Annotated in this window: 21 protein-coding genes; 12 read left to right on the top strand and 9 right to left on the bottom strand. The window is 62.8% G+C overall.

Annotated elements, in window-relative coordinates:
- Window positions 1–72 precede the first annotated feature (72 nt).
- Window positions 73–939, top strand: a complete 867-nt coding sequence (locus tag LSO07_RS10000; protein WP_034786273.1) for a universal stress protein — start codon at window positions 73–75, stop codon at window positions 937–939.
- A gap of 20 nt (window positions 940–959) precedes the next feature.
- Here LSO07_RS10000 and LSO07_RS09995 read toward each other — a convergent pair whose 3' ends face one another.
- From LSO07_RS09995 to LSO07_RS09965, 7 genes are all read right to left on the bottom strand, one after another.
- On the bottom strand, window positions 960–1319 hold the full coding sequence (locus LSO07_RS09995; protein WP_034786275.1) for a hypothetical protein: 360 nt from the start codon (window positions 1317–1319) through the stop codon (window positions 960–962).
- A gap of 196 nt (window positions 1320–1515) precedes the next feature.
- Window positions 1516–2082 carry a glycine zipper domain-containing protein gene (locus LSO07_RS09990; RefSeq protein WP_070278622.1) on the bottom strand — a complete coding sequence of 189 codons (567 nt, stop codon included), beginning with the start codon at window positions 2080–2082 and terminating at the stop codon, window positions 1516–1518.
- Between the two features lie 126 nt (window positions 2083–2208).
- The gene (locus tag LSO07_RS09985; RefSeq protein ID WP_151093651.1) at window positions 2209–2952 is read right to left on the bottom strand and encodes an amino acid ABC transporter ATP-binding protein; all 744 of its coding nucleotides are present in this window, start codon (window positions 2950–2952) and stop codon (window positions 2209–2211) included.
- The gene (locus LSO07_RS09980; RefSeq protein WP_034786282.1) at window positions 2949–3641 is read right to left on the bottom strand and encodes an amino acid ABC transporter permease; all 693 of its coding nucleotides are present in this window, start codon (window positions 3639–3641) and stop codon (window positions 2949–2951) included. The genes LSO07_RS09985 and LSO07_RS09980 overlap by 4 nt, the downstream gene beginning before the upstream one ends.
- Window positions 3641–4324 (bottom strand): amino acid ABC transporter permease, encoded by a 684-nt coding sequence (locus tag LSO07_RS09975; RefSeq protein ID WP_151093649.1) that lies wholly within the window; start codon window positions 4322–4324, stop codon window positions 3641–3643. The genes LSO07_RS09980 and LSO07_RS09975 overlap by 1 nt, the downstream gene beginning before the upstream one ends.
- 128 nt (window positions 4325–4452) lie before the next feature.
- Entirely contained in the window at window positions 4453–5283 is an 831-nt protein-coding gene (locus tag LSO07_RS09970; protein WP_151093647.1) for a transporter substrate-binding domain-containing protein, read from the bottom strand.
- 118 nt (window positions 5284–5401) lie between these two features.
- Window positions 5402–7504, bottom strand: a complete 2103-nt coding sequence (locus LSO07_RS09965; RefSeq protein WP_191909613.1) for a serine hydrolase — start codon at window positions 7502–7504, stop codon at window positions 5402–5404.
- A gap of 175 nt (window positions 7505–7679) precedes the next feature.
- Here LSO07_RS09965 and LSO07_RS09960 point away from each other — a divergent pair, with 175 nt between their 5' ends.
- Window positions 7680–9338: a histidine kinase gene (locus LSO07_RS09960; RefSeq protein ID WP_151093643.1), complete on the top strand. Its 1659-nt coding sequence runs from the start codon at window positions 7680–7682 to the stop codon at window positions 9336–9338.
- Window positions 9335–10036, top strand: coding sequence for a LytR/AlgR family response regulator transcription factor (locus tag LSO07_RS09955; protein ID WP_151093641.1), 702 nt, complete (start codon window positions 9335–9337; stop codon window positions 10034–10036). The genes LSO07_RS09960 and LSO07_RS09955 overlap by 4 nt, the downstream gene beginning before the upstream one ends.
- Window positions 10037–10058: 22 nt before the next feature.
- On the opposite strand, the gene LSO07_RS09950 is transcribed toward LSO07_RS09955, so the two are convergent.
- Both LSO07_RS09950 and LSO07_RS09945 read right to left on the bottom strand, forming a co-directional pair.
- The gene (locus LSO07_RS09950) at window positions 10059–10931 is read right to left on the bottom strand and encodes a zinc-dependent peptidase (RefSeq protein ID WP_151093639.1); all 873 of its coding nucleotides are present in this window, start codon (window positions 10929–10931) and stop codon (window positions 10059–10061) included.
- Window positions 10932–11263: 332 nt separating this feature from the next.
- Complete coding sequence (locus tag LSO07_RS09945; RefSeq protein ID WP_010396453.1) at window positions 11264–11764, bottom strand: winged helix-turn-helix domain-containing protein; 501 nt, start codon at window positions 11762–11764, stop codon at window positions 11264–11266.
- A 479-nt stretch (window positions 11765–12243) separates the two neighbouring features.
- Here LSO07_RS09945 and LSO07_RS09940 point away from each other — a divergent pair, with 479 nt between their 5' ends.
- The 9 genes from LSO07_RS09940 to LSO07_RS09900 all read left to right on the top strand — a co-directional run bounded on the left by LSO07_RS09940 (window position 12244) and on the right by LSO07_RS09900 (window position 22586).
- Window positions 12244–12480 carry a hypothetical protein gene (locus tag LSO07_RS09940; RefSeq protein WP_070255060.1) on the top strand — a complete coding sequence of 79 codons (237 nt, stop codon included), beginning with the start codon at window positions 12244–12246 and terminating at the stop codon, window positions 12478–12480.
- A gap of 409 nt (window positions 12481–12889) precedes the next feature.
- Window positions 12890–13891, top strand: a complete 1002-nt coding sequence (locus tag LSO07_RS09935; RefSeq protein ID WP_151093637.1) for an ABC transporter substrate-binding protein — start codon at window positions 12890–12892, stop codon at window positions 13889–13891.
- A gap of 27 nt (window positions 13892–13918) precedes the next feature.
- Window positions 13919–14728, top strand: coding sequence for an ABC transporter permease (locus LSO07_RS09930; RefSeq protein ID WP_370385376.1), 810 nt, complete (start codon window positions 13919–13921; stop codon window positions 14726–14728).
- Window positions 14729–14739: 11 nt separating this feature from the next.
- Window positions 14740–15531: an ABC transporter ATP-binding protein gene (locus LSO07_RS09925; protein WP_034786306.1), complete on the top strand. Its 792-nt coding sequence runs from the start codon at window positions 14740–14742 to the stop codon at window positions 15529–15531.
- A 234-nt stretch (window positions 15532–15765) separates the two neighbouring features.
- Window positions 15766–17655, top strand: a complete 1890-nt coding sequence (locus tag LSO07_RS09920; protein WP_151093635.1) for a sensor histidine kinase — start codon at window positions 15766–15768, stop codon at window positions 17653–17655.
- 3 nt (window positions 17656–17658) lie between these two features.
- Window positions 17659–19005, top strand: a complete 1347-nt coding sequence (locus LSO07_RS09915; protein WP_034758888.1) for a sigma-54-dependent transcriptional regulator — start codon at window positions 17659–17661, stop codon at window positions 19003–19005.
- A gap of 105 nt (window positions 19006–19110) precedes the next feature.
- Window positions 19111–19419 (top strand): hypothetical protein, encoded by a 309-nt coding sequence (locus tag LSO07_RS09910; RefSeq protein ID WP_151093633.1) that lies wholly within the window; start codon window positions 19111–19113, stop codon window positions 19417–19419.
- A 159-nt stretch (window positions 19420–19578) separates the two neighbouring features.
- Entirely contained in the window at window positions 19579–20175 is a 597-nt protein-coding gene (locus LSO07_RS09905) for a hypothetical protein (protein WP_151093631.1), read from the top strand.
- A gap of 188 nt (window positions 20176–20363) precedes the next feature.
- Window positions 20364–22586, top strand: a complete 2223-nt coding sequence (locus tag LSO07_RS09900) for a T6SS effector phospholipase Tle3 domain-containing protein (RefSeq protein WP_442905276.1) — start codon at window positions 20364–20366, stop codon at window positions 22584–22586.
- Window positions 22587–22671: the final 85 nt, after the last annotated feature.

Below are 22671 nucleotides of genomic sequence, written 5' to 3'. Positions count from 1 at the left end.
GCCGCAGTCGTGCGCGGCCGGCCGCCCGGACTGTGCCAGAATGATCCCTACTGCACAGCGAGAGGACAGGCCATGACATACAAGACCGTATTGCTCCACATCGACGACAGCGCCGGGCGCGCCGCCCGCATCGAGGCGGCCGCCAGCATCGCCCAGGCGTGCGGCGGCCACCTGACGGGCGTGGCGCTGACGGGCGTGTCGCGCCTGCTGTACCAGAACCAGCCCGACCTCGATGCGGATCCGAACCTGAGCTTGCATTTGAATTTCCTGCGGGAACGGGCGACGCGCGCCCTCGACGGTTTCGAGGCGCAGGTGCGCGCGGCCGGCGTCGCCTCGTTCGAGCAGCGCGTGCTCGACGACGAGGCGGCGGGCGGCATCAGCCTGCTGGCCCGCTATGCGGACCTGGTCGTCATCAGCCAATACAATGCCAAGGATAAATCGCCGTCCGTGATGCGCGACTTTCCCGCCTATGTGCTGCTGCATTCGGGCCGTCCCGTGCTGATCGTGCCGTATGCGCCGCCGCTGCCCCTGCTGGCGCCGCCGGCAGCGGCGCGCAATGTGCTCATTTCCTGGAATGCCAGCAAGGAAGCGAGCCGCGCCGTGAGCGCCGCCCTGCCCCTGCTGCAACGCGCCGGACAAGTCCACGTGGCCATCTTCGATGCCCAGGTGCACGCGGCCGAACATGGCGAACAGCCGGGCGCGGAACTGACGCATTACCTGGCGCGACACGGCGTGGAAGCGCGGCTGCATTTGCTCGATGGCGGGGGCGTGCGGCGCGGCGATATCGGCGAAGCGCTGCTGTCGCAGGCAGCCGACCTGTCGGCCGACTTGCTGGTGATGGGAGCGTATGGCCATTCGCGCCTGCGCGAAACGATTCTCGGCGGCGTCACGCGCACGATCCTGCAAAGCATGACCATCCCCGTGCTGATGGCGCACTAGGGACGAGTGAAAGCGGCGGGCTAGCCGCCCTGCCATGGCAGGCTGCGGATCTTCGCCACCTGGCGCTGCGCCAGCCACTGCCACAGTTGCAGGGCGTCGCCCTGCGGCAGGGCCGACATGTGGCGCGGACTGGCGAGGGCGATTTCGCAATCGCGGTCCGACCATTCCTCGAAAGTGACTTCGCCTCCGCTAGCGACTTCGACCTGATACATCAAGCCATCGTCGTAGCCAAAGCGCAACAGGACGGCGGCCGGGCTGCCGTCCGGCGCGACGCCGCCACCGCGGTAGACCTCGGCCAGCGCATCGGCCAACTGTGCCGGCGAGGGCGCACAGATGTCGCGCCCATCGGCCCGTGTCAGAATGAACCATGCCTGTGTCATGACGCGACCTCCTATCCATACTCGTTAGCATGCGAGGCAAGTACTACAGGCAGTCACCTTGGTCCAGTGTCACTTCGGGCGCGCGGAAACTATCCCTGTCGGCATTGTTTACCAATAATTACGAATACTAACAAGGATCATACCTAAATTTCATGCAGCGCGGCATTTATGCATATTGCACGGCTGGCGCGCCGATTCACGCCACCAGCACGGGAATGCTGAGCGGATCGAAATCATGCCAGTCGCCATTGGCGATCGTGCCTTCCGCTTCCTCGATATGCTCGGCGCCGAGCCGGTGCAGCGCCTCGAGCGCCCGTTCACGCTCGTCGAGACCGCCCAGCGCCACGGCGATCAGCATGCCCGGATGGCGTGGCTGGCGGCGGTTTTCGCCATTGCTTTCGCCATTCTTTTCGGCTTCGCCCGCGTCCTTCATCTTATTGAAACTGTAGAGCGAACCCACGTGGGCGCCCACCAGCGCCCCCACCACAGGGCCCAGCGGCCCCGTCGCCAGGGTGGTGACCGCGCCGATGCCCGCGCCCACGGCGGCCCCGACGGCCACGCCTTCCACCACGCCCTCCGGCGTTTCCTTCGCGCCCGGCGACATGTCGCGGTCGCCGCCAAGCGCATGCAGATCATGCTGCCCCGGCTGGTTGACAAAAAAGGCGCTGATGCGGCTGTCGGAAAAGCCCGCCTGGTTCAGCGCGGCGCGCGCGACGTCGATCTGCTCCTGCAACTGAAAATGACCTGCAATGATGCGTGACATGATACGGCCCTCCTCGTCGGCTGCTGGCGCACCATGCGCCGCCTCGATAGCGTGCGCCAGACAACGCCAGGATACCGTTCGCTTACGCACACAGCCGCTTACTCCCATGCCCAATCATATGCTCACTCAAGCAGACGCGCTGAAGGGGCTGCGGATATCAGACAGGAATTGCTGTGTGCGCGCATGTTGCGGCCGCGCAAAGAAATCCTCGGGCGTGGCCCGTTCCAGCACTTGCCCATGGTCCATGAACCAGACCCGGTCCGCCACTTCGCGCGCAAAACCCATCTCGTGCGTCACGCATACCATCGTCATGCCGCCCTGCGCCAGGTCGCGCATCACTTGCAGCACCTCGCCCACCATTTCCGGGTCCAGCGCGCTGGTCGGTTCATCGAACAGCATCAGCGGCGGCTGCATGGCCAGCGCGCGGGCGATCGCCACCCGCTGCTGCTGCCCGCCCGACAGGGCTGACGGCATGGCGCGCGCCTTGTGCGCCAGGCCCACCCGTTCCAGCAGGGCCAGCGCCCGCTCTTCCGCTTCGCGCCGGGTCAGGCCGCGCAAGCGCTGCGGCGCCAGCGCGCAATTGTCCAGCACGGAAAGATGGGGAAACAGGTTGAATTGCTGGAAAACAAATCCGATATGCGAACGGAAGGCATTCACGTCCAGCCCCGGCGCATAAATGTCCTGGCCCGCCACCGTGATGCGACCCGAAGCGATCGGTTCCAGGCGGTTGATGGTGCGGATCAGGGTCGACTTGCCGGAGCCGGACGGCCCGCACACGACCAGCACCTCGCCCTTGGCGACGTGCTCATTGATGCCGCTCAAGGCCTGATAGTCGCCATAGTATTTGTTGACATTGTCAAAGGTGATCATGCAGCCGCTTTCAAGAGACGCGCCTGGCGCCGCTCGAGCCAGAAGGCGGCGCGCGACAGGCTGAAACACAAGACAAAATAGGTCATGCCCAGCAGGAAATACACTTGCACGGGTTTCGTCAGCACCAGGCCGTTCACTTGCGAAGCGATGAACGACACTTCGGCCAGGCCGATGATGTATCCCAGCGAGGTTTCCTTGATGGTCGAGACGAACTGGTTGACCAATGACGGCAGCATGTGGCGCAGCGCCTGCGGCAGGACGACCTGGCGCATGCTGTCCAGGTATGTCAAGCCCAGGGAACGGGCCGCCTCCACTTGCCCCTTGGGCACGGCTTGCACACCGGCGCGCACGATTTCCGCCAGATAAATGCCGTCAAAGATGACGAGGGCCGCCAGCATGGTGCCAAACTGCCCGCTTTCGTGACCCGTGATGCTGGGCAGGAAGAAATACGCCCAGAAGATCACCAGCAGCAAGGGAATGCCCCGCACCACGTGGATCAGCGCGGCGACGGGCCAGCGCAGCAGCCGCCAGGGACTCAGGCGCGCCAGCCCCAGCAGCAAGCCGAACGGCAAGCTGAGCACCAGCGCCAGGCTGGCCAGCAGCACCGTCAGCGCGAGGCCGCCCAGCGGACCCTCGGGATAGCGGCCGACGAGGAAATACAGCCAATAATCGTGGATCAGTTCCAGCATCAGGACACCTTCTTTTGCAGCAAGGCCGCCAGGCCCGCGATCACCAGCGAAATGGCAAGATACGCCGCGCTGGCGAAGACGAACGCTTCCACGCTGCGGAACGAGGCCGCTTCCACGCGCTGCGTCTGGTACATCAGCTCGGCCACGCCGATGACGGTGGCGATGCTGGTGTTTTGCCACAGGTTCAGGGTTTGCGACAACAGCGGCGGCGCGGCCAGCCGCAGCGCCTGCGGCACGATGCACAGGCGCATGGTGGCGAGAAAGCTGAAACCCAGCGCCCTGCCCGCCTCGAATTGCTGGGCGGGTATGGCGCGGATGCCGCTGCGGATGTCTTCCGCCATGTAGGCGGCCGTGTACAAGGTCAGGGCCGTGATGGCGCTGACGGCTTCGATATTGCCGGCATACAAGCGCTCCTTCCAGGCGTCGGGCAGCAGTTCGGGCGCGCCGAAATACCAGAACAGGAAGTGGGCCAGCAAGGGCACGTTGCGGATCAGTTCGACATACGCGGCGCCCAGCCCGTTGAGCAGGCGCGACGGCGCCAGGCGCAGCATGGCCACGCCGCACGCCAGCGGCAGGGAAAAGAGCAAGGTAATGCCCATCAGTTGCAATGACAACAGCAGGCCGGACAGCAACCAGTCGCGGTAGTCGCCAGCCAGCAAAAAGTTCAGATCAAATTGGAGCATGATGGTGAAATATCATTGATGCCTAAGAAAACCGTAGCGAGCGGCAATGATTTGCGGCTAAGAAGCGCAACCGTGCTGGAGCACGGTGAGCATCGCAGGCCGCAAAGCGAGCCGCGCAGTAGGTTTGCTTAGGCGTCGATCTTGTCCGATTCAATTTTAAATGTGCGCTTCTGGAATTTCACATTGCTCGTCGGGCCATACCATTTGAAGAACAGTTTTTCTGCCTCGCCCGACTTTTCCAGGCCGCGCAGCACCTGGTCAACGGCTGTTTTCACGCCCGTCTCGCCCTTGCGGATGCCGAAGGCAAACACTTCCTGGCTGATGTTTTGCGGCAGCACAATGTAATCCTTTTGCGCGGCGCCCAGCTTGGCGTAGTTATTCAGCAAGGAGACTTCATCGTCGACATAGCCGACGCCCTTGCCCTGCTGCAAGCCCAAGTAAGCCTGGCCCGCCGTCTCGAACGTCACCACATCCACACCAGGCACGGCCTTGCGGATATTCGGTTCCTGCGTGCCTCCCTTGACGGTCAGCACTTTCTTGCCGGCCAGGCCAGCAACCGTCGTGATATTGCTGCTTTTTTTGACCAGCACGCGCTGACCCGTGTAAAACGTGGACAGGGAAAAATCGATCAGCGCTTCGCGTTCCTTATTGTGCGTCAGCGATGCCGTCAGGATATCGATGCGGCCCTGCTGCAATTCAGGAATGCGGGCGGCCACGGCCAGCTGCTTGATCACCGGTTTGACGCCCAGGCCCTGGGCGATGGCGCGGCACAGGTCCACTTCATAGCCGACCAGCTGGCGCGACTTGGCATCGATAAAACTGTTTGGCTCATCCGTGCCCAGGGTCCCGCAGACCAGCTCGCCCTTCGCCTTGATGGCGGCCAGCTGGTCCGCTTGCGCCACCTGGGTGAAGGCGATGGAGGTGAAAAGAAGCGCGGCGAAATGAAGACGGGTCTGCATGGAATTCCTCTGGTGACAATGAATGCCGCCATTAGACCGCGGCACGCTTATTTCCAAAAAGGAATCTTTTCACCCATGTTTATGCAGAATTCATCTAAGGCATCAGCGAAGACATCAACTAAGGCGCCAGCGCCTTCGTCTCGCCGCCCAAGCGAATGATCGCCGCTTTTGCCCCCACGGCGCCCGGATAGCGGGGGTCGAGCTGCAGCGCCTGGCGATAGGCGGCCACCGCCTGCGGGCGCAAGCCTTGCTCCACATAAAACTCGGCCAGGCTGTCCTGCAGATTCGCGTCGCGCGGATGCAGGCTGACGGCCGCCTGCAGCACGGCCATGCCTTGCGACACGGCGCCGCCACCTTTCAAACGGTAGGCTTCCAGGTTCAGCGCCGCAGGACTGGCCGCGCCCAGCGGGTCGCGGTCCAGCGCCAGGCGCAGGGCGGCGAGGGCAGGCTCCCACTTGCCGGCGCGCAGCAGGGTCAAGCCTTGCAACGCATGCGCACGGTCGCTGAGCGGATACAGCTCCACGGCCAGGCGGCTGGCCGCCAGCGACGTATCCGCCTCGCCGCGCGCGGACGACGCTTGCGCCAGTTCCTGCAGTTCGGGCACGAAATCGGGATAGGCGCGCTGGCCGCGGAAGGCCGTGCGCAGCTGGCTATCGAGTGCAGCGATGGAGACGGGTGCGGCCGGCCAGGCGATGGCGGCCGTGCGGTCCCAGCTGCTGGCCAGGGCCACGATGGCCTGTTCGAAGGCGGGGTCGAAACGGGGCAAGGCACCGGCCTTTGCATCTTGCGACAAGCGGACATAGTCGCGCGCAAATGCCAGCGCGCCGCCGCGCGAGTATTGATTCAGGTCGATGCCCGCCTCGCGCAGCTGCCTGGCCATGCTGGCGCCAGCCGTGAGAAACACGCGGCCGCCTGCGGGATGGCGGGCCGTATCGATATAAGCGCGCGCCGCCTGGGCGTCCGGCGCCAGCGCTTGCAGATTGATTTGCGTAAATGCCTCGCGCGTGGCGGCCGCATCGGCATATGCTTGATCCGTGCGCTCGGCATGCGCCCTGCCCTCCTCGAACATGCCTTGCGCCACCCGGTAAGCGCGCTGCGCACCCGCATCGGCAATATACGTGTTCAACTGCCACGGTTCGCCCGTGACCACTTCGAACAGGCGCTGCACGAAGGCCTCGGGATTGACGCGCTCGAGATTGGCGGCGACGGCGATGGTGAGCTTGCGCGAAGGAAAGCTGTACAGGTAGGTGACGGTTTCCGGCTGCTGGCCGCCGTGGGCGATGGCGTAGCGCCCGCCCGTCGGCAGGATTTCCCAGCCCATGCCGTAATTCGTCAAGCGGCCCGCACGCGTGGCCATCGGCTGTACCATGGCGGCCACGCTGGCCGCCGACAGGATCTTGCCGTCGTGGACGCCCCGGCCGAAGGCCAGCATGTCGGGCACGCTGGCGCGCGTGCCGCCGGCGGAAAAGCGGCTGCTGATGTCGACGAATTCGGAATTCTTCAACTCCTTGCCGGCCAGCCGGTAGCCGCGCACGCGGTGCGCGATCACGGCGTCCGGGTCATCCAGCACGGTGGCGTCCATGCCCAGCGGCCCCCACACGTGGCGCCGCATGTAGCCGCCATAGCTTTCGCCCGAAGCGCCCTCGATGACGGCGCCCAGCAAGTTGTAGCCATAGCTGGTGTAGCGGAAGCGCGTGCCCGGTTCGGCGATCAGGTCGAACTGTTCGAAGACGGCGATGGACTGGCGCGTGTCCTTGTGTTCCTTGAAATGCTGTTCCACTTTGCTGTCGCGGTAGGCGTCGATGCCGCCCAGGTGGCCCAGCAGCTGGCGCACCGTCACGGGGAACGGCTTGACGGGGAAATACGGCACATAGGTTTGCACGGGTGCATCCAGGTCGATCTTGCCCTGTTCCACCAGTTGCAAGATGGCCACCGCCGTCATGGGCTTGGTGACGGACGCCAGCCGGTAGCTGGACTGGGCCGTGGCCGGCACGCGGTTTTCCAGATCGGCATAACCGTAACCCTTCACCCATTCCACGTCGCCCTGGCTGAAACCGACGGTCACGCCCGGAATGCGTTCCGCGCCCATGCGCCGGGCCGCCCAGCCATCGAAATCCGCCAGGCGCGCGGCCAGCCCAGCGGAGGGAACGGAGGCGGCTTGCGCCAAGCCGCAGAACAGCGCCAGCGCGCCGGCGAAACCGTAGTATTTGCTGCTTTGCATAGTCATGATTCCATGGTGAGGGCCGTGTGCACAGCACGGCGCTGATGCATGGTAAATGTCTTTCACACACCGTTGGCAGGCCGTGCACGAAATGCACGCAGCCCGCACGAACGGCACCGGCGTTGATGAAAATGTTGCAAAGGGGTAGCAACGGGGTAGCACATGAGCAGCTACAATGCCCGCCATGCCCTCCTTCTTCCGCTCCCTGCTGCGGTACTGCCTTGCTTGCTGCCTGGCCGTGCCCTCTTTCGCCTGCGCCATGCATCCGCTCTGGCTGGACGAAGGCTGGCGCACCTGCGGCAACACCCCGTCCGCACCCGCCTCGCTGCAGCAGCTGGTCCAGCCGGGCCTGTTGCTGTGCGTGGAGCGCGAGGTCACCCTGGCCGCCACGCCGTCGTCGACGCAGTTGCTGGTGCTGTCGGCGCTGGCTTCCAGCGAACTGTGGCTGGATGGTGTCTTGATCGGCAGCAATGGCCAGCCGGCCCGCCAGGCCAGCGGGGAACGCGCGGGCGACATCGATTTCGCCATCCACCTGACGCCACAACAATTGGCCATGGGCAAGCACCACCTGCGCCTGCTGCTGTCGACGCAGCACGTGCCGGCCCACCTGGCGTCGCCATTTTATGCGCTGTACCTGGTCGACCGGCAAGACTACCGCGTGGGCCTGGCCTGGTACCGGCTGCCGCCACTGCTGCTGGCCGGGGCGCTGGGCGCCGTCGCAGCGCTCTTCCTGGCCCTCACCGCGCTGTACCAGCGGCAGCGTCACTGGGCCATGTTTGCCGCGCTGTGCCTGGTGGCGGCGCTGCTGCTGGTGGTGGAACTCTGGCGCAGCTTGACCGGCTATGCCTATCCCTGGCACATGCCGCGCCTGTATGCCGTCAGCGCCCTGACGTGGCTGTTTTCCGCCTTGCTGCCCCTGTATTTCTATACGGCTTACCGCCTGCCGCGCTGGCCGCTGGCGGCGGCAGTGCTGCTGGCGGGCATCGCGCTGGCCGGCGCGCTGCACGTGCATTTCGACGCGCGCTGCTGGCTGATGTTCCTGACGGGCCTGGCAGCGAGCCTGGCGCTCAACCTGGGCGCCCTGTGGCGCCGCCTGCCGGGCAGCCGTGGCGGCACCTTGATCGCGTTGGCCTCGTGCGCGCTGTTCCTGCTGACGGGCAGCCAGTTTGCCGAAGGCGGCTTCGCCCTCGTCGTGTGCTTCCTGCTGCTGCCTTTATGCGCGCAATTGCTGGCCCAGCTGCTGCGCGAGCGCAGCAAGGCGGCACGTGCCCAGCAGCTGGAAAACCAGCTCCTGCGTAAAAGCATGCAACCGCATTTCCTGATGAATTCCCTCAGCCTGATCAGCGAACTCAACGCACAATCGCCGCAGTCAGCCGAAACCTTCATCGAGGCGCTGGGCGCCGAGCTGCGCATGCTCAACGAATTCGCGCAGCAGCCCAGCATTGCCCTGACGCAGGAACTGGCCCTGTGCGAGAATTACCTGAGCATCATGGGCACGCGGCTGCAGCAGCCGTGCAGCCTGCAACTCGATGGCGAGGCGGCGGGCATCACCGTGCCGCCCGCCATGTTGCTGACGGCACTGGAAAATGCGTTCAGCCACAACCGCTACCGCCACGGCGCCGTGTTTGTCCTGCGCATCGCACAACATGCGCAAACGCAGGTGCTTACCCTGCTCCTGCCCGCAGGCGAGGCGCGCCCGCACGCGGGCGGCGGCGTGGGCGAACAGTACATCCGCGCCAGCCTGCAAGCCGTGTTCGGCGATATGGCCCGCTATGCGAGCGAACAGCAGCCAACGGGCTGGCGCCTCACCTTTACCTTGCCGGCGGCGCCATGAATGTCTTGATACTGGAAGATGAACCGCTGATCGCGCAGGGCCTCGAACGCGAGGTGCGCGCGCATTTCGGCGCGCGCCTCCGCAATCTCGTGCTGCATGACAATGTGCCGCAAGCCCTGGCTACCCTGGCGCAAGAGCAGGGGCAGGACCGGATCGACTTGCTGTTGCTGGACTTGAACCTGCATGGCGCGGACGGCTATGACCTGCTGCGCCTGGCCCAAAATGCTTCGTTCCAGACCATCATCGTCTCGGCCCACGCGGAACGCTCGATCACGGCGTTCGAATTTGGCGTGCTCGACTTCGTCGCCAAGCCTTTCAGCCGCGAACGCCTGCACAAGGCGCTGCAACGCTATACGGGAAGGCACACGGAGGCGGCCTCGCTGGCCGTCAAGAAGCGCGGTTCCCTGGAATGGATCGCCATGGCCGACATCGACCACGTGCAAGCCGACGGCCACTACAGCAATATCGTGCTGCGCAACGGCGAACAGTGTTTCCATGACTTGCCTATCGACAAGCTTATGGCCCTGCTGCCGCCCCACTTCCTGCGCGTGCACCGCTCCTACATCGTCAACAGCCTGGGTTTCAAGCGGCTGCAGATCGCGGCAGGCGGCAAATACGCGCTCGACACGCAGACCAGCACGGGCATCCCCGTGTCGCGCAGCAGCTATCCCGCGCTGAAACAGCGGCTGCTGGGCTGATATTGTTGAGTTAAAGCCAGACTTACCAGTGCGGCGCGTAGTTGGGGAACGGCGGGGCCATGTGCTCGGCTTCCACGGGCGGCGCTATCCAGTCGCGCGGGTCGACCTTGTAGTACTGCAAGAATTGCGCGTACAGCTCCTCGTGGTGCTCGGCCATCTGGTACGGCTTTTCAAAGAAGGTTTCCGTGGCCACGGCAAAGAATTCGGCGGGATTCGTGGCGCCATAATGGTCCATCACGCTTTGCTGCTGGACCATGGCATCGTGGCGCAAGTTGTCGAAGTCGCGCGACAGCACGGTGGCCCAGCTGCGATAGCTCGACACGCTGGGTAGGTAGGGCGCGCCATTCGCGGCGCCCGATTCGCTGTCAAGCTGGTGCGCAAATTCATGCAGCACGACATTGTGGCCATCGCTCCAGTCGGCCGCGCCCCGCTGCACGTGGTCCCAGGCCAGCACCACGCGGCCATCGCCCCAGGATTCGCCCAGCAAGCCATTCGCCGATGGCGTCACCACGCCGCCCGGCCCCACTTCATCGCGCGTGACGATAAATTCCGTGGGATACACGAGGATGGTGTCGAGTTCCGGATACACCTGCGTCTGGCGGTTCAGCAGCAGCAAGCAAGCCTGGCCGGCAATCGTATAGCGCATCTCGTCCGTGATCTCCAGGCCGCCGCAACCGACGAATTTCTTTTGATACAGGAATTGCACGACGAGACGGCGCAATTGCTCCTGCAGCGGCGCCGGCATATGCCGGTAGACGGGAATATTGTTTTCCAGCACAGCCAAGCCTTCTGCCGGCAAGGGTTTCGCCAGGGCCCGCTTCAAGCGCCAGCGGGGAAACCACAGTGAAAATACGATGGCGGCCGTGACGAGGGCGATCCACAGCAGCGGATTCATGCGGCGACCCGTTTCAGGCAAGGCAGGGGCGGACACGATAACAAGGCGGCGTAGGCAGACAAGGACAAGCTCCTTCGAATGAACCCCGCATCGGGACGGGCGGGCAGTCCAGCCCACATGGGGTTGATTAACATCTTTTCAATCCGCCAAGATCAAAGGGCCGGCTCCAACGCCAAAAGCCGGGTTGCAACCCGGCTTTCATTCTTTCATTACAACGTTCCAACGCCTGACAAAACCGTAGCGAGCGGCGATGATTTATGGCTAAGAAGCGCAACCGTACTCTAGTACGGTGAGCATCGCAGGCCGCACGCCGCGCGAGGTTTGGTCAAGCGTTATTCTGCGGCCTTTTGCTGTGGTGCACCAAACAGAGCGGCAACCAGGGGATCGCGCGTCACGGGACCGCGGTTGACGCGGATGGCGTAATGCGTGTCATCGGCCAGGATGTGGAAGTGACGGCCGCTGCCTGCCATGCTTTGCTCGCGCAGGCCTGGACGGTCCTTGCGCGGTGGCGCACCTTCGCGTTTTGGCTGAACGATGGCGGCCAGGAAGGCGCGCACGCGCTCAGGATCCGGCGTCAGCTGGTACACTGCCTTGCCCAGGTAGGTGGCAGTGCCTTCGATGTAGCGGGCCAGTTCGATCACGCCCGCTTCGCGCAGGTCGCGGATGTATTTACGGGCGCCCGATGGCGAAAACTTGAGGAACCACGCGATTTCGTCGGCCAGCATCTCGTGCAGCGACAATTCGCCGATCAGCTTTTGCATGTTTTCGATGCGGCGCAAGGTGGCAGACGTCGAACGCACGCGCTCGATCGGTGCCATGGAAATGGGATTCATGCGTTCCGGGGGGATGGGTGCTGCGCGTTCTACCATTTGCGAGCCTTTTTCGGGGCTACGAAGTTCCTGGTGCGCTGCCTTTAATTCGCTCTTCACGTGAGACTGAGTCATTGCATGCATTTGAATACTCCTTTTAAACGATTGCCGGTAGCCCGGATTGTTAAGTTCTTGGCAATTTTTATACCAGAACACCACGAATCCTGAGCGTCTGGACACAGAATGCCTGTGCCGGCGGCTACGGTCTGTGCGTTAACGAACATTAGAAGCAAGAAAGTGAAAAATATTGCTCTACTGAATTCTTTCTCTCATGGCATTTCAAAAAAACATCTAAAAACTCTGCACTCCCGCTCTGTGCTCCCATTCATGGCACAAAGTGAAATAGCGAACAGAAGCGGAACCACCATTGCAATAAATTCAAGCTTCGCACGCGGCGCCCGCCGCCCGCATCGCGCACCTTCGACTCTTGCAAAGGAAATATCATGAAAATACCTGCCCTGTTGGCCGCCGCCTTGCTTGTCAGCCTGTCCGCCTGTAAAAAACCGGCCGAGCCGCCCCTGCCCGAAACGGCACCCAATCCCGCTTCCACCCCGCAAGTGATGCCGGCACCTGTCATGCCAGCCACGCCGGAGACGGGTCCAGGCAGCACGACGCCGCCTGCGCCGCTGACCGACCCGGCCACCGCGCCCGCGCTGCCGCCCGCCACGGCGCCGAAGTAAAGCCTGAAGACGAGGCCGCCGGACGGCGATCGATCAGGCGCCCATGCGGCGGCGCCCCTACTCCACGGGGGAGTTACGCGTTGCCAGCCTGTCTGCAACGCGTTTTTTTACGATTGGAGTCGGCTACGCCATGAAGGTTCACCTGCAATGAACCCGCAAGCGGACATCGGACCCGTCCGCCAAAAATGCGGCAATCCGCACAGCCTTTCCCCTCCCCGTGCGGAAAGGCGGAATCTCGCCATTTCCCATTTTCACTAGATTCAAATTAAACCTTTATAAACAATCACTTGCAATAAACGCCAAAATGCGCTCCACTGGCACGGAAGATGCTTTTATATTTTCATAACCGCCATCAGAGCGGCAGCCTGACCCACTATATAAAACCATCTACCTTTTGGAGACAAACAGCATGGCACGCACCTTCCGCATCTCGTCCTTCCTGAACACCAAGGCACTGACCGTCGCCGTCGCACTGGCCGCGCAATTCCCGCTGGCCGTCCACGCAGCCGATACCGTACGCCTGGGCAACCTGAAATTCGCCCATTACGGCGCCGTCGCCTACATGAAGGAAATCGCGCCGAAATACGACCTGAAAATTGAAGAACGCATCTTCGCCAAGGGCCTCGACATCGTGCCAGCCATGATCGCCGGCGAAATCGACGTGTCCGCCAGCGCGCTGGAAGCGGCCATCACGGGCCGCGCCACGGGCTTGCCCGTGTACCTGGTGGGCGGCTTCGCCAAGGGCGGCGTGCAGATCGTCGGCCGTCCCGACCTGAACATCAAGGGCATCGCCGACCTGAAAGGCAAGAAAGTCGGCGTCACGCGCGGCGGCCCGCAGGAAATCCTGCTGTTTGCCGAACTGACCAAGGCCAAGCTGACCTGGTCCGACAAGCCGGGCAAGGACGTGCAGATCCTGTACATGGGCTACCCTGACTTGAACCAGGCGCTCCTGACCAAGGATATCGACGTCATGAGCCAGTCCGAGCCGTACTCGACCCAGGCGATCCACAAGAAATACGGCGCGGCCATCCTCAAGCCTTACGACACGCCGCTGGGCGAGCCCGTGCGCGCGCTCGTGATGACGGAAAAAATGTACAAGGAAAAGCCGGCCGTGGCCCAGCGCTTCATGGATTGCTTCGTCGCTGCCACGCGCGCCTTCCTGGCCGACCCGAAACTGGCGGAAAAATACGTGCGCGAATCGATGTTCAAGAACCAGATCACCACCGAGGATTACCGCGATGCCATCGACAATGCCATCTTCACGGAAGACATCACGCAAAGCCACGTGCAGCTGACCACCGACTACATGGTGAAGTTCGGCGTGGGCCGCATGGCCAAAGCGCCTGTCGCCAAGGATTGGGTCAAGCTGGACCTGCTGGAAAAAGCCAAGAAGTCCTACGCACCTCGCTAATCTGAAAGTGTCACGATGAATATTCAAATGATGAAACGCTTCGCGCACGGCGCCGCCGTGCCCGTCGCCGTGCTGCTGTTGTGGCAAGCCATGTCGACGTTTGGCTGGATCAACCCGCAGATCCTGCCGTCGCCCGTCGCCGTGGTGGTGAAATGGTATGAATACCTGATCCCCATGGAAGCCTACACGCCCGAAGCGGGCAATTACCTGGTGTGGATGTTCTCCGGCGAACTGCCGCACGATGCCTGGGCCAGCCTGTCGCGCGTGCTGGGCGGCTTTGCCATCGGCGCCGGCCTGGCCTTGCCGCTGGGCCTGCTGATGGGTACCAACAAGACCATCTATAAACTGTTCGACCCGCTGGTGCAGGTGCTGCGCCCGATTCCACCGATCGCCTACATTCCGCTGGCGATCCTGTGGTTCGGCCTGGGCAACCCGCCCGCCTTCTTCCTGATCAGCATCGGTTCCTTCTTCCCCGTGCTGATGAATACCATCGCCGGCGTGCGCCAGGTCGACGGCATCTACATCCGTGCCGCGCGCAACCTGGGCGCCAGCCAGATGACCATGTTCCGCCGCGTCATCCTGCCGGCGGCCACGCCGTATATCCTGGCCGGCGCGCGCATCGGCATGGGCACGGCCTTCATCGTCGTGATCGTGGCCGAGATGATCGCCGTAAATAGCGGCCTCGGCTTCCGCATCCTGGAAGCGCGCGAGTACTTCTGGTCCGACAAGATTATCGCCGGCATGTTCACCATCGGCCTGTTCGGCCTGGCCATCGATATCGCCATGAATGCCCTGAATAATCATTTGCTGCAGTGGCACCGCGGCCTGGAACACTGAGAGGAACGGCCATGACCACGATCAATATCAATGCAGTCAATAAAATCTTCACCACGGGCGGTGCGGACGTCATCGCCCTGAAGGATATCAACCTGGAGATCGCCAGCGGCGAGTTCATCTGCCTGCTGGGGCCATCCGGCTGCGGCAAGTCGACCCTGTTGAACGCCATCGCCGGCTTTTCGCAGCCGACCTCGGGCCAGATCCTGGCCGGCGGCAAGCTGATCACCGAACCCGGTCCCGACCGCGGCATGGTGTTCCAGGAATACGCGCTGTTCCCATGGATGACCATCGAAAGCAATATCGCTTTCGGCCTGGAAATCGCCGGCAAGACGCCGGCCGAGATCAAGGAACGGGTCGACATGCTGCTGAGCATGCTGGGCTTGACGGAATTCCGTGCCCGCTACCCGAAAGACTTGTCGGGCGGCATGCGCCAGCGCGTGGCGATTGCCCGCGTGCTGGCCCTCGATTCGCCGATCATGCTGATGGATGAGCCCTTCGGCGCACTGGATGCCTTGACGCGACGCAACCTGCAAGATGAATTGCTGAAAATCTGGAAAGTCTTCGGCACCACCATCGTGTTCGTCACGCACTCGATCGAGGAATCGATCTACCTGGCCGACCGCACCATCGTCATGACCTACCGTCCCGGCACCATCAAGCGCGACGTGGCCATCGACCTGCCCCGCCCGCGCGACCCGAGCGACCCCGAGTTCAACCGCTTGAAACGCATGCTGGGCGAGATGGTGATGGAAGAGCAACAGCGCCATCACAACGCCGAGACCATGGCCAGCACAGCAGATTAGTGGTGTCTGACCAAACCTACTGCGCGTCGGTATAGGCGGCCTGCGATGCTCACCGTACTAGAGTACGGTTCCGCTTCTCGGCCACCTCTCCCTTCCGCTCGCTACGGTTTTGTCAGACACTGCAACTTTGCATGTCAGTCGTAAATCAGGATTCACCCATTCGGGTGAATCCCGCCGTACACTACCATTCCTTCTTTGCGGCACACGCAAGCTTAACCCGACACACGGAGCACCATGGCATTCGGCAAATGGCCCCTGAGACCCGCGCTCGCCCCCCTGCTGGCCGTGGGCTCGCTGGTCGTGCTGACGTGGGCGTCGTATGCCTGGGTCAAGCAGCGCCAGCTCGATGAATTGCACCGCACCCTCGATTCGCGCGCGGAACTGTATGCGGCGTCCATCGGCGGCGCCCTCAACAAGTACGAATTCCTGCCCCTGGCCGTGGCCCAGAGCGATGCCGTCGCGCAATTGCTGGAACAGCCCAGCGCCGACAAGGTCACGCAGATCAACGCCTACCTGGTCGACATGAACCGCCGCGCGGGCGCCTTTGCCGTCTACGTGCTCGACGACAAGGGCACGACCCTGGCGTCGAGCAACTGGCAAGACCGCAGCTCCTACGTGGGCGTCAACTACGGTTTCCGGCCCTACTTCAAGGATGCGTTCGCGGGCGGCATCGGCCGCTTCTACGGCATCGGCGCCTCGACCTTCGAAGCCGGCTATTTCATTTCGCAGCCCGTGCAGCGCAACGGGCGCATCATCGGCATCGTCGCCGCCAAGGTCAACCTGGACTGGATCGAGCAATCGTGGCGCACGCCAGGCGCGGGCGAACAGATCTGGGTCAAGGATGCGAATGGCGTGCTGATCCTGGCGACCACACCCGCGTTCAAGTTCAAGACCCTGGCCCCGCTGTCGGCGGACGCCAAGAAAGACATCAGCGAACAGCGCCAGTTCTTGCAAGAAAACCTGCCCATCCTGCCGCACCGCGTGCGGCGCCAGTTTGCCGATGGCGCCAGCGTGATGACATTGGAACGTCCGCAGACGGGCGACACGCCTGCCCTGTCCGGCAGCGCAGACTACCTGGCCGTGAACCGCGCCCTGGGTCCGCTGCAATGGCAGATCACCGTGCTGGCCGAGCTCGACCAGGTCAACGAGGCGGCGCGCAATGCAGCCATCGCCGCCGCGCTGGGCTGGGCCTTGCTGCTGCTGGCCCTGATGTATGCGCGCCAGCGCCGGCGCCGCATCGCCGACAAGCTCAATGCACAGCAAACCCTGGCGCGCGCCTATGAGCAGCTGGAAATCAAGGTCGAACAGCGCACGGCCGACCTCGTGCATGCAAATGGCCGCCTGCAGGCCGAAGTGGCCGAGCGCGAACGGGCCGAACAGACCTTGCGCTACGCCCAGGCGGAACTGGTGCAAAGCGGCAAGCTGGCGGCCATCGGCCAGATGGCGGCCGGCGTCACGCACGAGCTGAACCAGCCGCTGGCCGCCCTGCAAACGTTTTCCGACAATGCCAAGGTGTTTCTGGCGCGCGGGCGCATCGACGATGCGCTCGATAACCTGTCGACCATTTCCGACCTCGTCAAGCGGCTCGGCTATGTGACGTCGCAACTGAAAGGCTTTGCCCGGCGCAGCGACGATGCCCGCAAGCCCGTCAGCGTGCGCCAGGCATTTGCGCAAACCATGCTGCAAATCCGCACGCGCAAGCATTCTCAGCGCCTGACCCTGCATGAAAGCTGGCTTGAGGACGATATCATCGTGCTGTGCAACGCCATCGGCCTGGAACAGGTGTTTACCAACCTGATCACGAACGCCATGGATGCCGTGCCGGAAAACGAGCCCGTGCACATCTGGTTCCAGGTGCGCCGCGAAGGCGACCTCGCCGTGCTGCATATCACCGATAATGGTCCCGGCATCCCGCTCGCTTCGCTCGACAAGATCTTCGACCCCTTCTATACCACCAAGGAACACGGGCTGGGCTTGGGATTATCGATCAGCGCAGGCATACTGCGCGCGGCCGGCAGCGCCCTGGCCGTGCGCAACCGCAGCGCGCAGGAAGGGGGCGGCGCACAATTTACCATCACCCTGAGCTGCGCCCCGGGGGAGAATAAGATAGAGACGAAGGAATAGGGAATGCACGAGAATAATTTTGAAGGCATGCAAGTGCTGCTGGTGGAAGACGATGCCGTCGTGCGCAAGGGTGCCCGGCAATCGCTGGAGCTGGCCGGCTTGCAAGTGACGGCCGTCGCCACGGCCGAGGAAGCGCTGCCCTACCTGGTGCCCGAATTTGCCGGCATTTTATTGAGCGATATCAAGCTGCCCGGCATGGATGGTTTGAAACTGCTTGATATCGCCGTGGCGCAGGATGCCAGCCTGCCCGTCATCCTCGTCACGGGCCACGGCGACGTGTCGATGGCCGTGGGCGCCATGCGCCGTGGCGCCTACGATTTCATCGAAAAACCGTTTTCCGCCGACTTGCTGGTGGAAGTGTGCCGCCGCGCGCTCGACAAGCGCCACCTGGTGCTGGAAAACATGAACTTGCGCCGCCAGCTCGAGCAGCGGGTCGGCATCGAGGCGCGCATCGTGGGCCGCAGCGCGGCCATGGCCAAGGTGCGCCAGCTGGTGCTGAACCTGGCGCCGAAATCGGCCGACATCATCATCCTCGGCGAAACGGGCACCGGCAAGGAACTGATCGCCCGCTGCCTGCACGACTTCAGCGAACGGCGCGACCATCCGTTCGTCGCCATCAACTGCGGCGCCCTGCCCGAATCCATCTTCGAATCGGAACTGTTCGGCCACGAGGAAGGCGCGTTTACGGGCGCGCAGCGCCAGCGCATCGGCAAGATCGAATATGCGAACGGCGGCACCCTGTTTCTCGATGAAATCGAAAGCATGCCGCTGGCCCTGCAAGTGAAACTGCTGCGCGTGCTGCAGGAACGCCAGGTGGAACGGCTCGGTTCCAATAAACTCATTTCCGTCAATTTCCGCGTCATCGCCGCCGCCAAGGAAGATTTGAATGTCCTGGCGGAACAAGGGAAATTCCGGCCCGACCTGTATTACCGCCTGAACGTGGCCAGCCTGACCCTGCCCGCCCTGCGCAACCGGCGCGAGGATATCCCGCTGCTGTTCGAGTTTTTCGTGCTGCAGGCAGCCCTGCGCTACGGCCAGCCGGCCGCTCTCGTCAGCGGCGAACTGATCGCTTCCTTGATGGCGCAGCGCTGGGCCGGCAATGTGCGCGAACTGCACAATGTGGCGGACCGCTTCGTGCTGGGCTTGCTGGACGACACCCTGAGCCCGGCCGGCTGCCGCGAAGCCTCGCTGGCCGAGCAAGTCGACACGTTCGAGATTTCCATCATCGAAGAAGCCTTGCGCCGCCACAACGGCAACGTCATCGACGCGGCTGCCAGCCTGAATATTCCAAAGAAAACCCTGTACGACAAGCTCAAGCGCTTCGATATCTCGACGGAACAATTCCGATAATCAGTAGCAAGTAGCCGACACAGCCATGAGGCGGCGTCCTACCCGTGCCGCCGGTATCCTGTGTGAGAATGCAAGCTCTTCCTCATTTCTGCACAGGACACTGCCATGAAAACCGCCGCTCTCTTGCTGGCCGCCACCCTGATGACCGTCGGCGGCGCCTGGGTGCAAGCCCAGTCGACGACGAATCTGAACCAGACGGGCAACCACACCAACAATGCCAACGATCCGGGCCAGAAATCGGACCAGTCCGACAAGCTCGACAATAAAGGCAAGCTGGTTCACGACGGCAAGCCCGCCAAGACGCGCACGGACAAGCGCACGCGGCGCGGCAAGCCCGTAGCCACGCCGGACACCCCGGCCGCCAGCGGACCGGCCACCGCGCCGCCAGCGACGCCAGTCGCGCCGGCCCGCTAAGTCTGCCTCCAGCGCTGCGCCACATTGCTCCAAGGCACGTTATGATCGCGCCTTTGCAATATATTCAGGATGACAATGAAAGCAGCATGGTGTGGAATAGTGGCGGCCAGCGTATTCGCGGCCGCGGGTGTACAAGCGGCGCCCACTGTGGGCGAATGCATGGAATTGACGACAGGCATCAAGTTCAGCAAGAACAATGGCGATGCGCAAGTCAACGTCGAAGAGATGTTCGAAGGCAAGAAACAGAAAGGCACGCAGTTGATCCTCGACGGCGGCGTGCTGCTGGCCACGTCTTACCAGGATATCCGCGATGGCCAGGTCTTCCTGACGGGCGCCATCCACTACAACGAAGACGGCACCGTGCGCAGCAAGAACGTCTACACGCCGCAGTCCGCCATCCCCTCCACCATGCGCCCCGGCCAGGAAGTGCGCGTGCAGTTCACGGACACGCAAACGAGCACCCACTACCCGCTGGCGGGCCTGTCCGACAAGATCACCACCTCCACGCGCACCGACAAACGCGATTTCTCCATCACCTTCCTGGGCTGGGAACGCCTGGAACTGGGCGGCCGCCGCTTCCCCGACGCCTGCAAGTTCGAACTGCGCGACGTCGGTGGCAAGAGCAAAGGCAAGAGCGGCGAATACGTGTGGTACGCGCAAGGCTACGGCGTGATCATGACGGACAAGCTGGACAAGGATGGCGACGTGCAGCCCGCGTACCGCATCGCGCTGACGAAGATCATCAGTGCGCCGTAAGGCCGCCTTCTTTTCCGCAATGCTTGCGTAAACGCAATTAATCCGCCATCCCGCCCCTCTACACTGGCCTGTCTGGTCAGCATGGAGCGGCGATGGCCTATCCCAAACTTCCCTACACCAGCGGCAAGAACACCGCCCTGCTCCATTGCGGCCGCCTCAACGACGCCATCGTGCGCATCCGCCCTTAGCTGCCGGGCAACGTCATCGTCATCCATAGCGTCAACGACGTGGGTACGAGTTTCAGTGCCGTGGAAAAAGGACTCTGCCAGGGACTCGATGCGCGCATGTATGGCGGCGGCCACGTGTTCACCCCAGCCACCTACCGCCTGCCGCAGGAGTCCGACAAGCGTGAAACCATAGCCGACCCGGACGACGTGTATTTCAAGCGCAAGCCGGATGACGCGACGTACAACCCCGTCATCCCGTTCTACTGGGGCTTTCGCGAACGCAGCAACGCCAGCAAAATGGTCAACGGCCAGAATACGGACCGCTATGGCAACCGCCTGGACAAGGACATGTCGAAGAACGGCGGCCCGTTCGGCAATGCCACCAATACCCTGCCCGACATGTGGAACAAGGGATTATTCTCTCCATACGACGTGGGCGGCGACCCCGTGCGTCCGCTGATGACGGCACCGGGCCGCATGTACATGGTGCTGGCCGCCAAGCGCCTGGCCGCGCTCATCGCCATGATCCGCGACTACGACAGCAATGACGTGGTGTCCATCGTCGCGCACAGCCAGGGCTGTCTGATCTCGCTGCTGGCACAGGCCTTTCTGCTCGACGAAGGCAAGCGGCCGGCCGACACGCTGATCCTTACGCATCCGCCCTACAGCCTGGTGGAAGACACAACCATGTTTTTCGGCGCGGCGGAAACCAGCCGCATCTTTGGCGGTGGCCGGGATGCGGCGATGGAAGACCAGTACGACGCCATCAGCAATCGCCAGACCCTGCATGCGCGCCTGCAAACGCTGGTGCAGATCGTGCAGGGCGTGGTGGCAAAAAAGCACGCCACGCCCGCCTTCGCGCAGATCAAGGATCATACCGTCTGCCATGGGATGGCGGGCGCGGCATGGCGCGCGGAAGCGGACCGCGACAACCGAGGCAAGGTCTACCTGTACTTTTGTCCCGAAGACATGACGGTGGCGCTGGATAATATGCAAGGCATCGGCTGGCAGGGGATACCCGACCACATCGACGGCCATGGCCTGTCAAAGACCAGGGGCAAGACGGATAAAAGCATCTGGGGCGATGGCCCCACCTACTGGGAAAAGGAATTCCAGCGCCGCCAGCCGCTGGTGGAACTGGGTAAAGGATTTTACCAGCGCGTCTTTACCAACAAGCAACGCCTGGATGCCACTGGCAAGAACAGCGGGCCGGTGCTGGTGGGCCTGCCGCCGCACGACTTCGCCCTGCGCGTGGAAGGTGAGGATGACCATGCCCATGTGGCGGGCGCCAACCGGGGTCATCGGGGCAACCATGCCGAGACACAATGGCCGCCCGTCAAACCCGCAAAATGGAATATCTTTTCAACGGAAGCTGGACGGCGCGAAGGCTTGCGCACGATCAATGGCGAAGCACTGCGCGCTCCCAGGGCGCCCGTGCTGGACGGTGGCGAGATCCGCCCTGGTAAGTTCCCGAGGGATTCCGACCAGGCCAGGCTGCCGCGCGACCAGCAAGGACCGTGCGAGGAGGTCGACCCGATCGATGCGGCCATCGCGGTAACCAGCAAGCAAGGTTTGCGCATGCGCAGGCAGGAAATCATCGCCGATCCCCGGCCACTCAAGCATCGTATTCCCGAATACGGCGCCGGCATGTTCGGCGCGGGCGAGCGCGAGCAAGTGGAAAAGGCCCTGAACCTGGGCAAGGAAGCGGGCGACCAATGCAAGCTCGACCGCGTCTCGCGCCACCCGGGCGGTGGCGACAGGCTGCGCGTGGACCGCGAAGAAACCCCGAACGAGGCGCGCCAGCGCTGGCAGAACGAGGTCAGCCCCAAATCCTTCCACGGCGCCATCATCGGCAATGCGGAAAACCACCGCAACGTGACGGCGTATGACGTGGCCATTGGCGGAGGCAAGGCGAGCAGCGATCCGAGGTTTTACCAGTATTTGTGTGCGGTGGCGGATTGGCGGCTGCAAAACGACAAAAAAAATCCTATAAGAAAATCCATCCTGAGATGGGAGGATTTCATGAAAAAATTTGCAGTCTATTGGGCTGCAGAACCTCTACAACGCAAGCAAATCATTGAAGGTAATGCCCATTATTACAGTTCGGGAGAGTTACCAGCCTTTGTGCCCGCATTGCAAGCAGGCCTGCCGTCTACCGTCGTTTGTGAAATAGTCAACGGTAGGCGCACTGAGTCGGTCATCACTCCGGTCGTCCATAAATCAAGCGACGATATTCCAAGATGAAAAATTTATTCCCACGCTGGCAGTATTCGTTTGGTGCAGCTGCCATCGTGTTGGCACTGCTACTAATGTTCATTCCATCCCCTTT

Origin of the sequence: Janthinobacterium sp. PLB04, assembly GCF_021165895.1 — a bacterium.
Lineage (GTDB): Bacteria > Pseudomonadota > Gammaproteobacteria > Burkholderiales > Burkholderiaceae_D > Janthinobacterium > Janthinobacterium lividum.
This window is presented reverse-complemented; position numbering and strand designations above follow the sequence as displayed.

Coding starts and splice junctions, on each gene's coding strand:
- LSO07_RS09955 (WP_151093641.1), top strand. CDS start 9,335: ATGAATGTCTTGATACTGGAAGATGAACCGCTGATCGCGCAGGGCCTC.
- LSO07_RS09935 (WP_151093637.1), top strand. CDS start 12,890: ATGGCACGCACCTTCCGCATCTCGTCCTTCCTGAACACCAAGGCACTG.
- LSO07_RS09945 (WP_010396453.1), bottom strand. CDS start 11,764: ATGAATCCCATTTCCATGGCACCGATCGAGCGCGTGCGTTCGACGTCT.
- LSO07_RS10000 (WP_034786273.1), top strand. CDS start 73: ATGACATACAAGACCGTATTGCTCCACATCGACGACAGCGCCGGGCGC.
- LSO07_RS09905 (WP_151093631.1), top strand. CDS start 19,579: ATGGAATTGACGACAGGCATCAAGTTCAGCAAGAACAATGGCGATGCG.
- LSO07_RS09980 (WP_034786282.1), bottom strand. CDS start 3,641: ATGCTGGAACTGATCCACGATTATTGGCTGTATTTCCTCGTCGGCCGC.
- LSO07_RS09975 (WP_151093649.1), bottom strand. CDS start 4,324: ATGCTCCAATTTGATCTGAACTTTTTGCTGGCTGGCGACTACCGCGAC.
- LSO07_RS09925 (WP_034786306.1), top strand. CDS start 14,740: ATGACCACGATCAATATCAATGCAGTCAATAAAATCTTCACCACGGGC.
- LSO07_RS09920 (WP_151093635.1), top strand. CDS start 15,766: ATGGCATTCGGCAAATGGCCCCTGAGACCCGCGCTCGCCCCCCTGCTG.
- LSO07_RS09930 (WP_370385376.1), top strand. CDS start 13,919: ATGATGAAACGCTTCGCGCACGGCGCCGCCGTGCCCGTCGCCGTGCTG.
- LSO07_RS09995 (WP_034786275.1), bottom strand. CDS start 1,319: ATGACACAGGCATGGTTCATTCTGACACGGGCCGATGGGCGCGACATC.
- LSO07_RS09960 (WP_151093643.1), top strand. CDS start 7,680: ATGCCCGCCATGCCCTCCTTCTTCCGCTCCCTGCTGCGGTACTGCCTT.
- LSO07_RS09965 (WP_191909613.1), bottom strand. CDS start 7,504: ATGCAAAGCAGCAAATACTACGGTTTCGCCGGCGCGCTGGCGCTGTTC.
- LSO07_RS09940 (WP_070255060.1), top strand. CDS start 12,244: ATGAAAATACCTGCCCTGTTGGCCGCCGCCTTGCTTGTCAGCCTGTCC.
- LSO07_RS09990 (WP_070278622.1), bottom strand. CDS start 2,082: ATGTCACGCATCATTGCAGGTCATTTTCAGTTGCAGGAGCAGATCGAC.
- LSO07_RS09985 (WP_151093651.1), bottom strand. CDS start 2,952: ATGATCACCTTTGACAATGTCAACAAATACTATGGCGACTATCAGGCC.
- LSO07_RS09970 (WP_151093647.1), bottom strand. CDS start 5,283: ATGCAGACCCGTCTTCATTTCGCCGCGCTTCTTTTCACCTCCATCGCC.
- LSO07_RS09950 (WP_151093639.1), bottom strand. CDS start 10,931: ATGAATCCGCTGCTGTGGATCGCCCTCGTCACGGCCGCCATCGTATTT.
- LSO07_RS09910 (WP_151093633.1), top strand. CDS start 19,111: ATGAAAACCGCCGCTCTCTTGCTGGCCGCCACCCTGATGACCGTCGGC.
- LSO07_RS09915 (WP_034758888.1), top strand. CDS start 17,659: ATGCACGAGAATAATTTTGAAGGCATGCAAGTGCTGCTGGTGGAAGAC.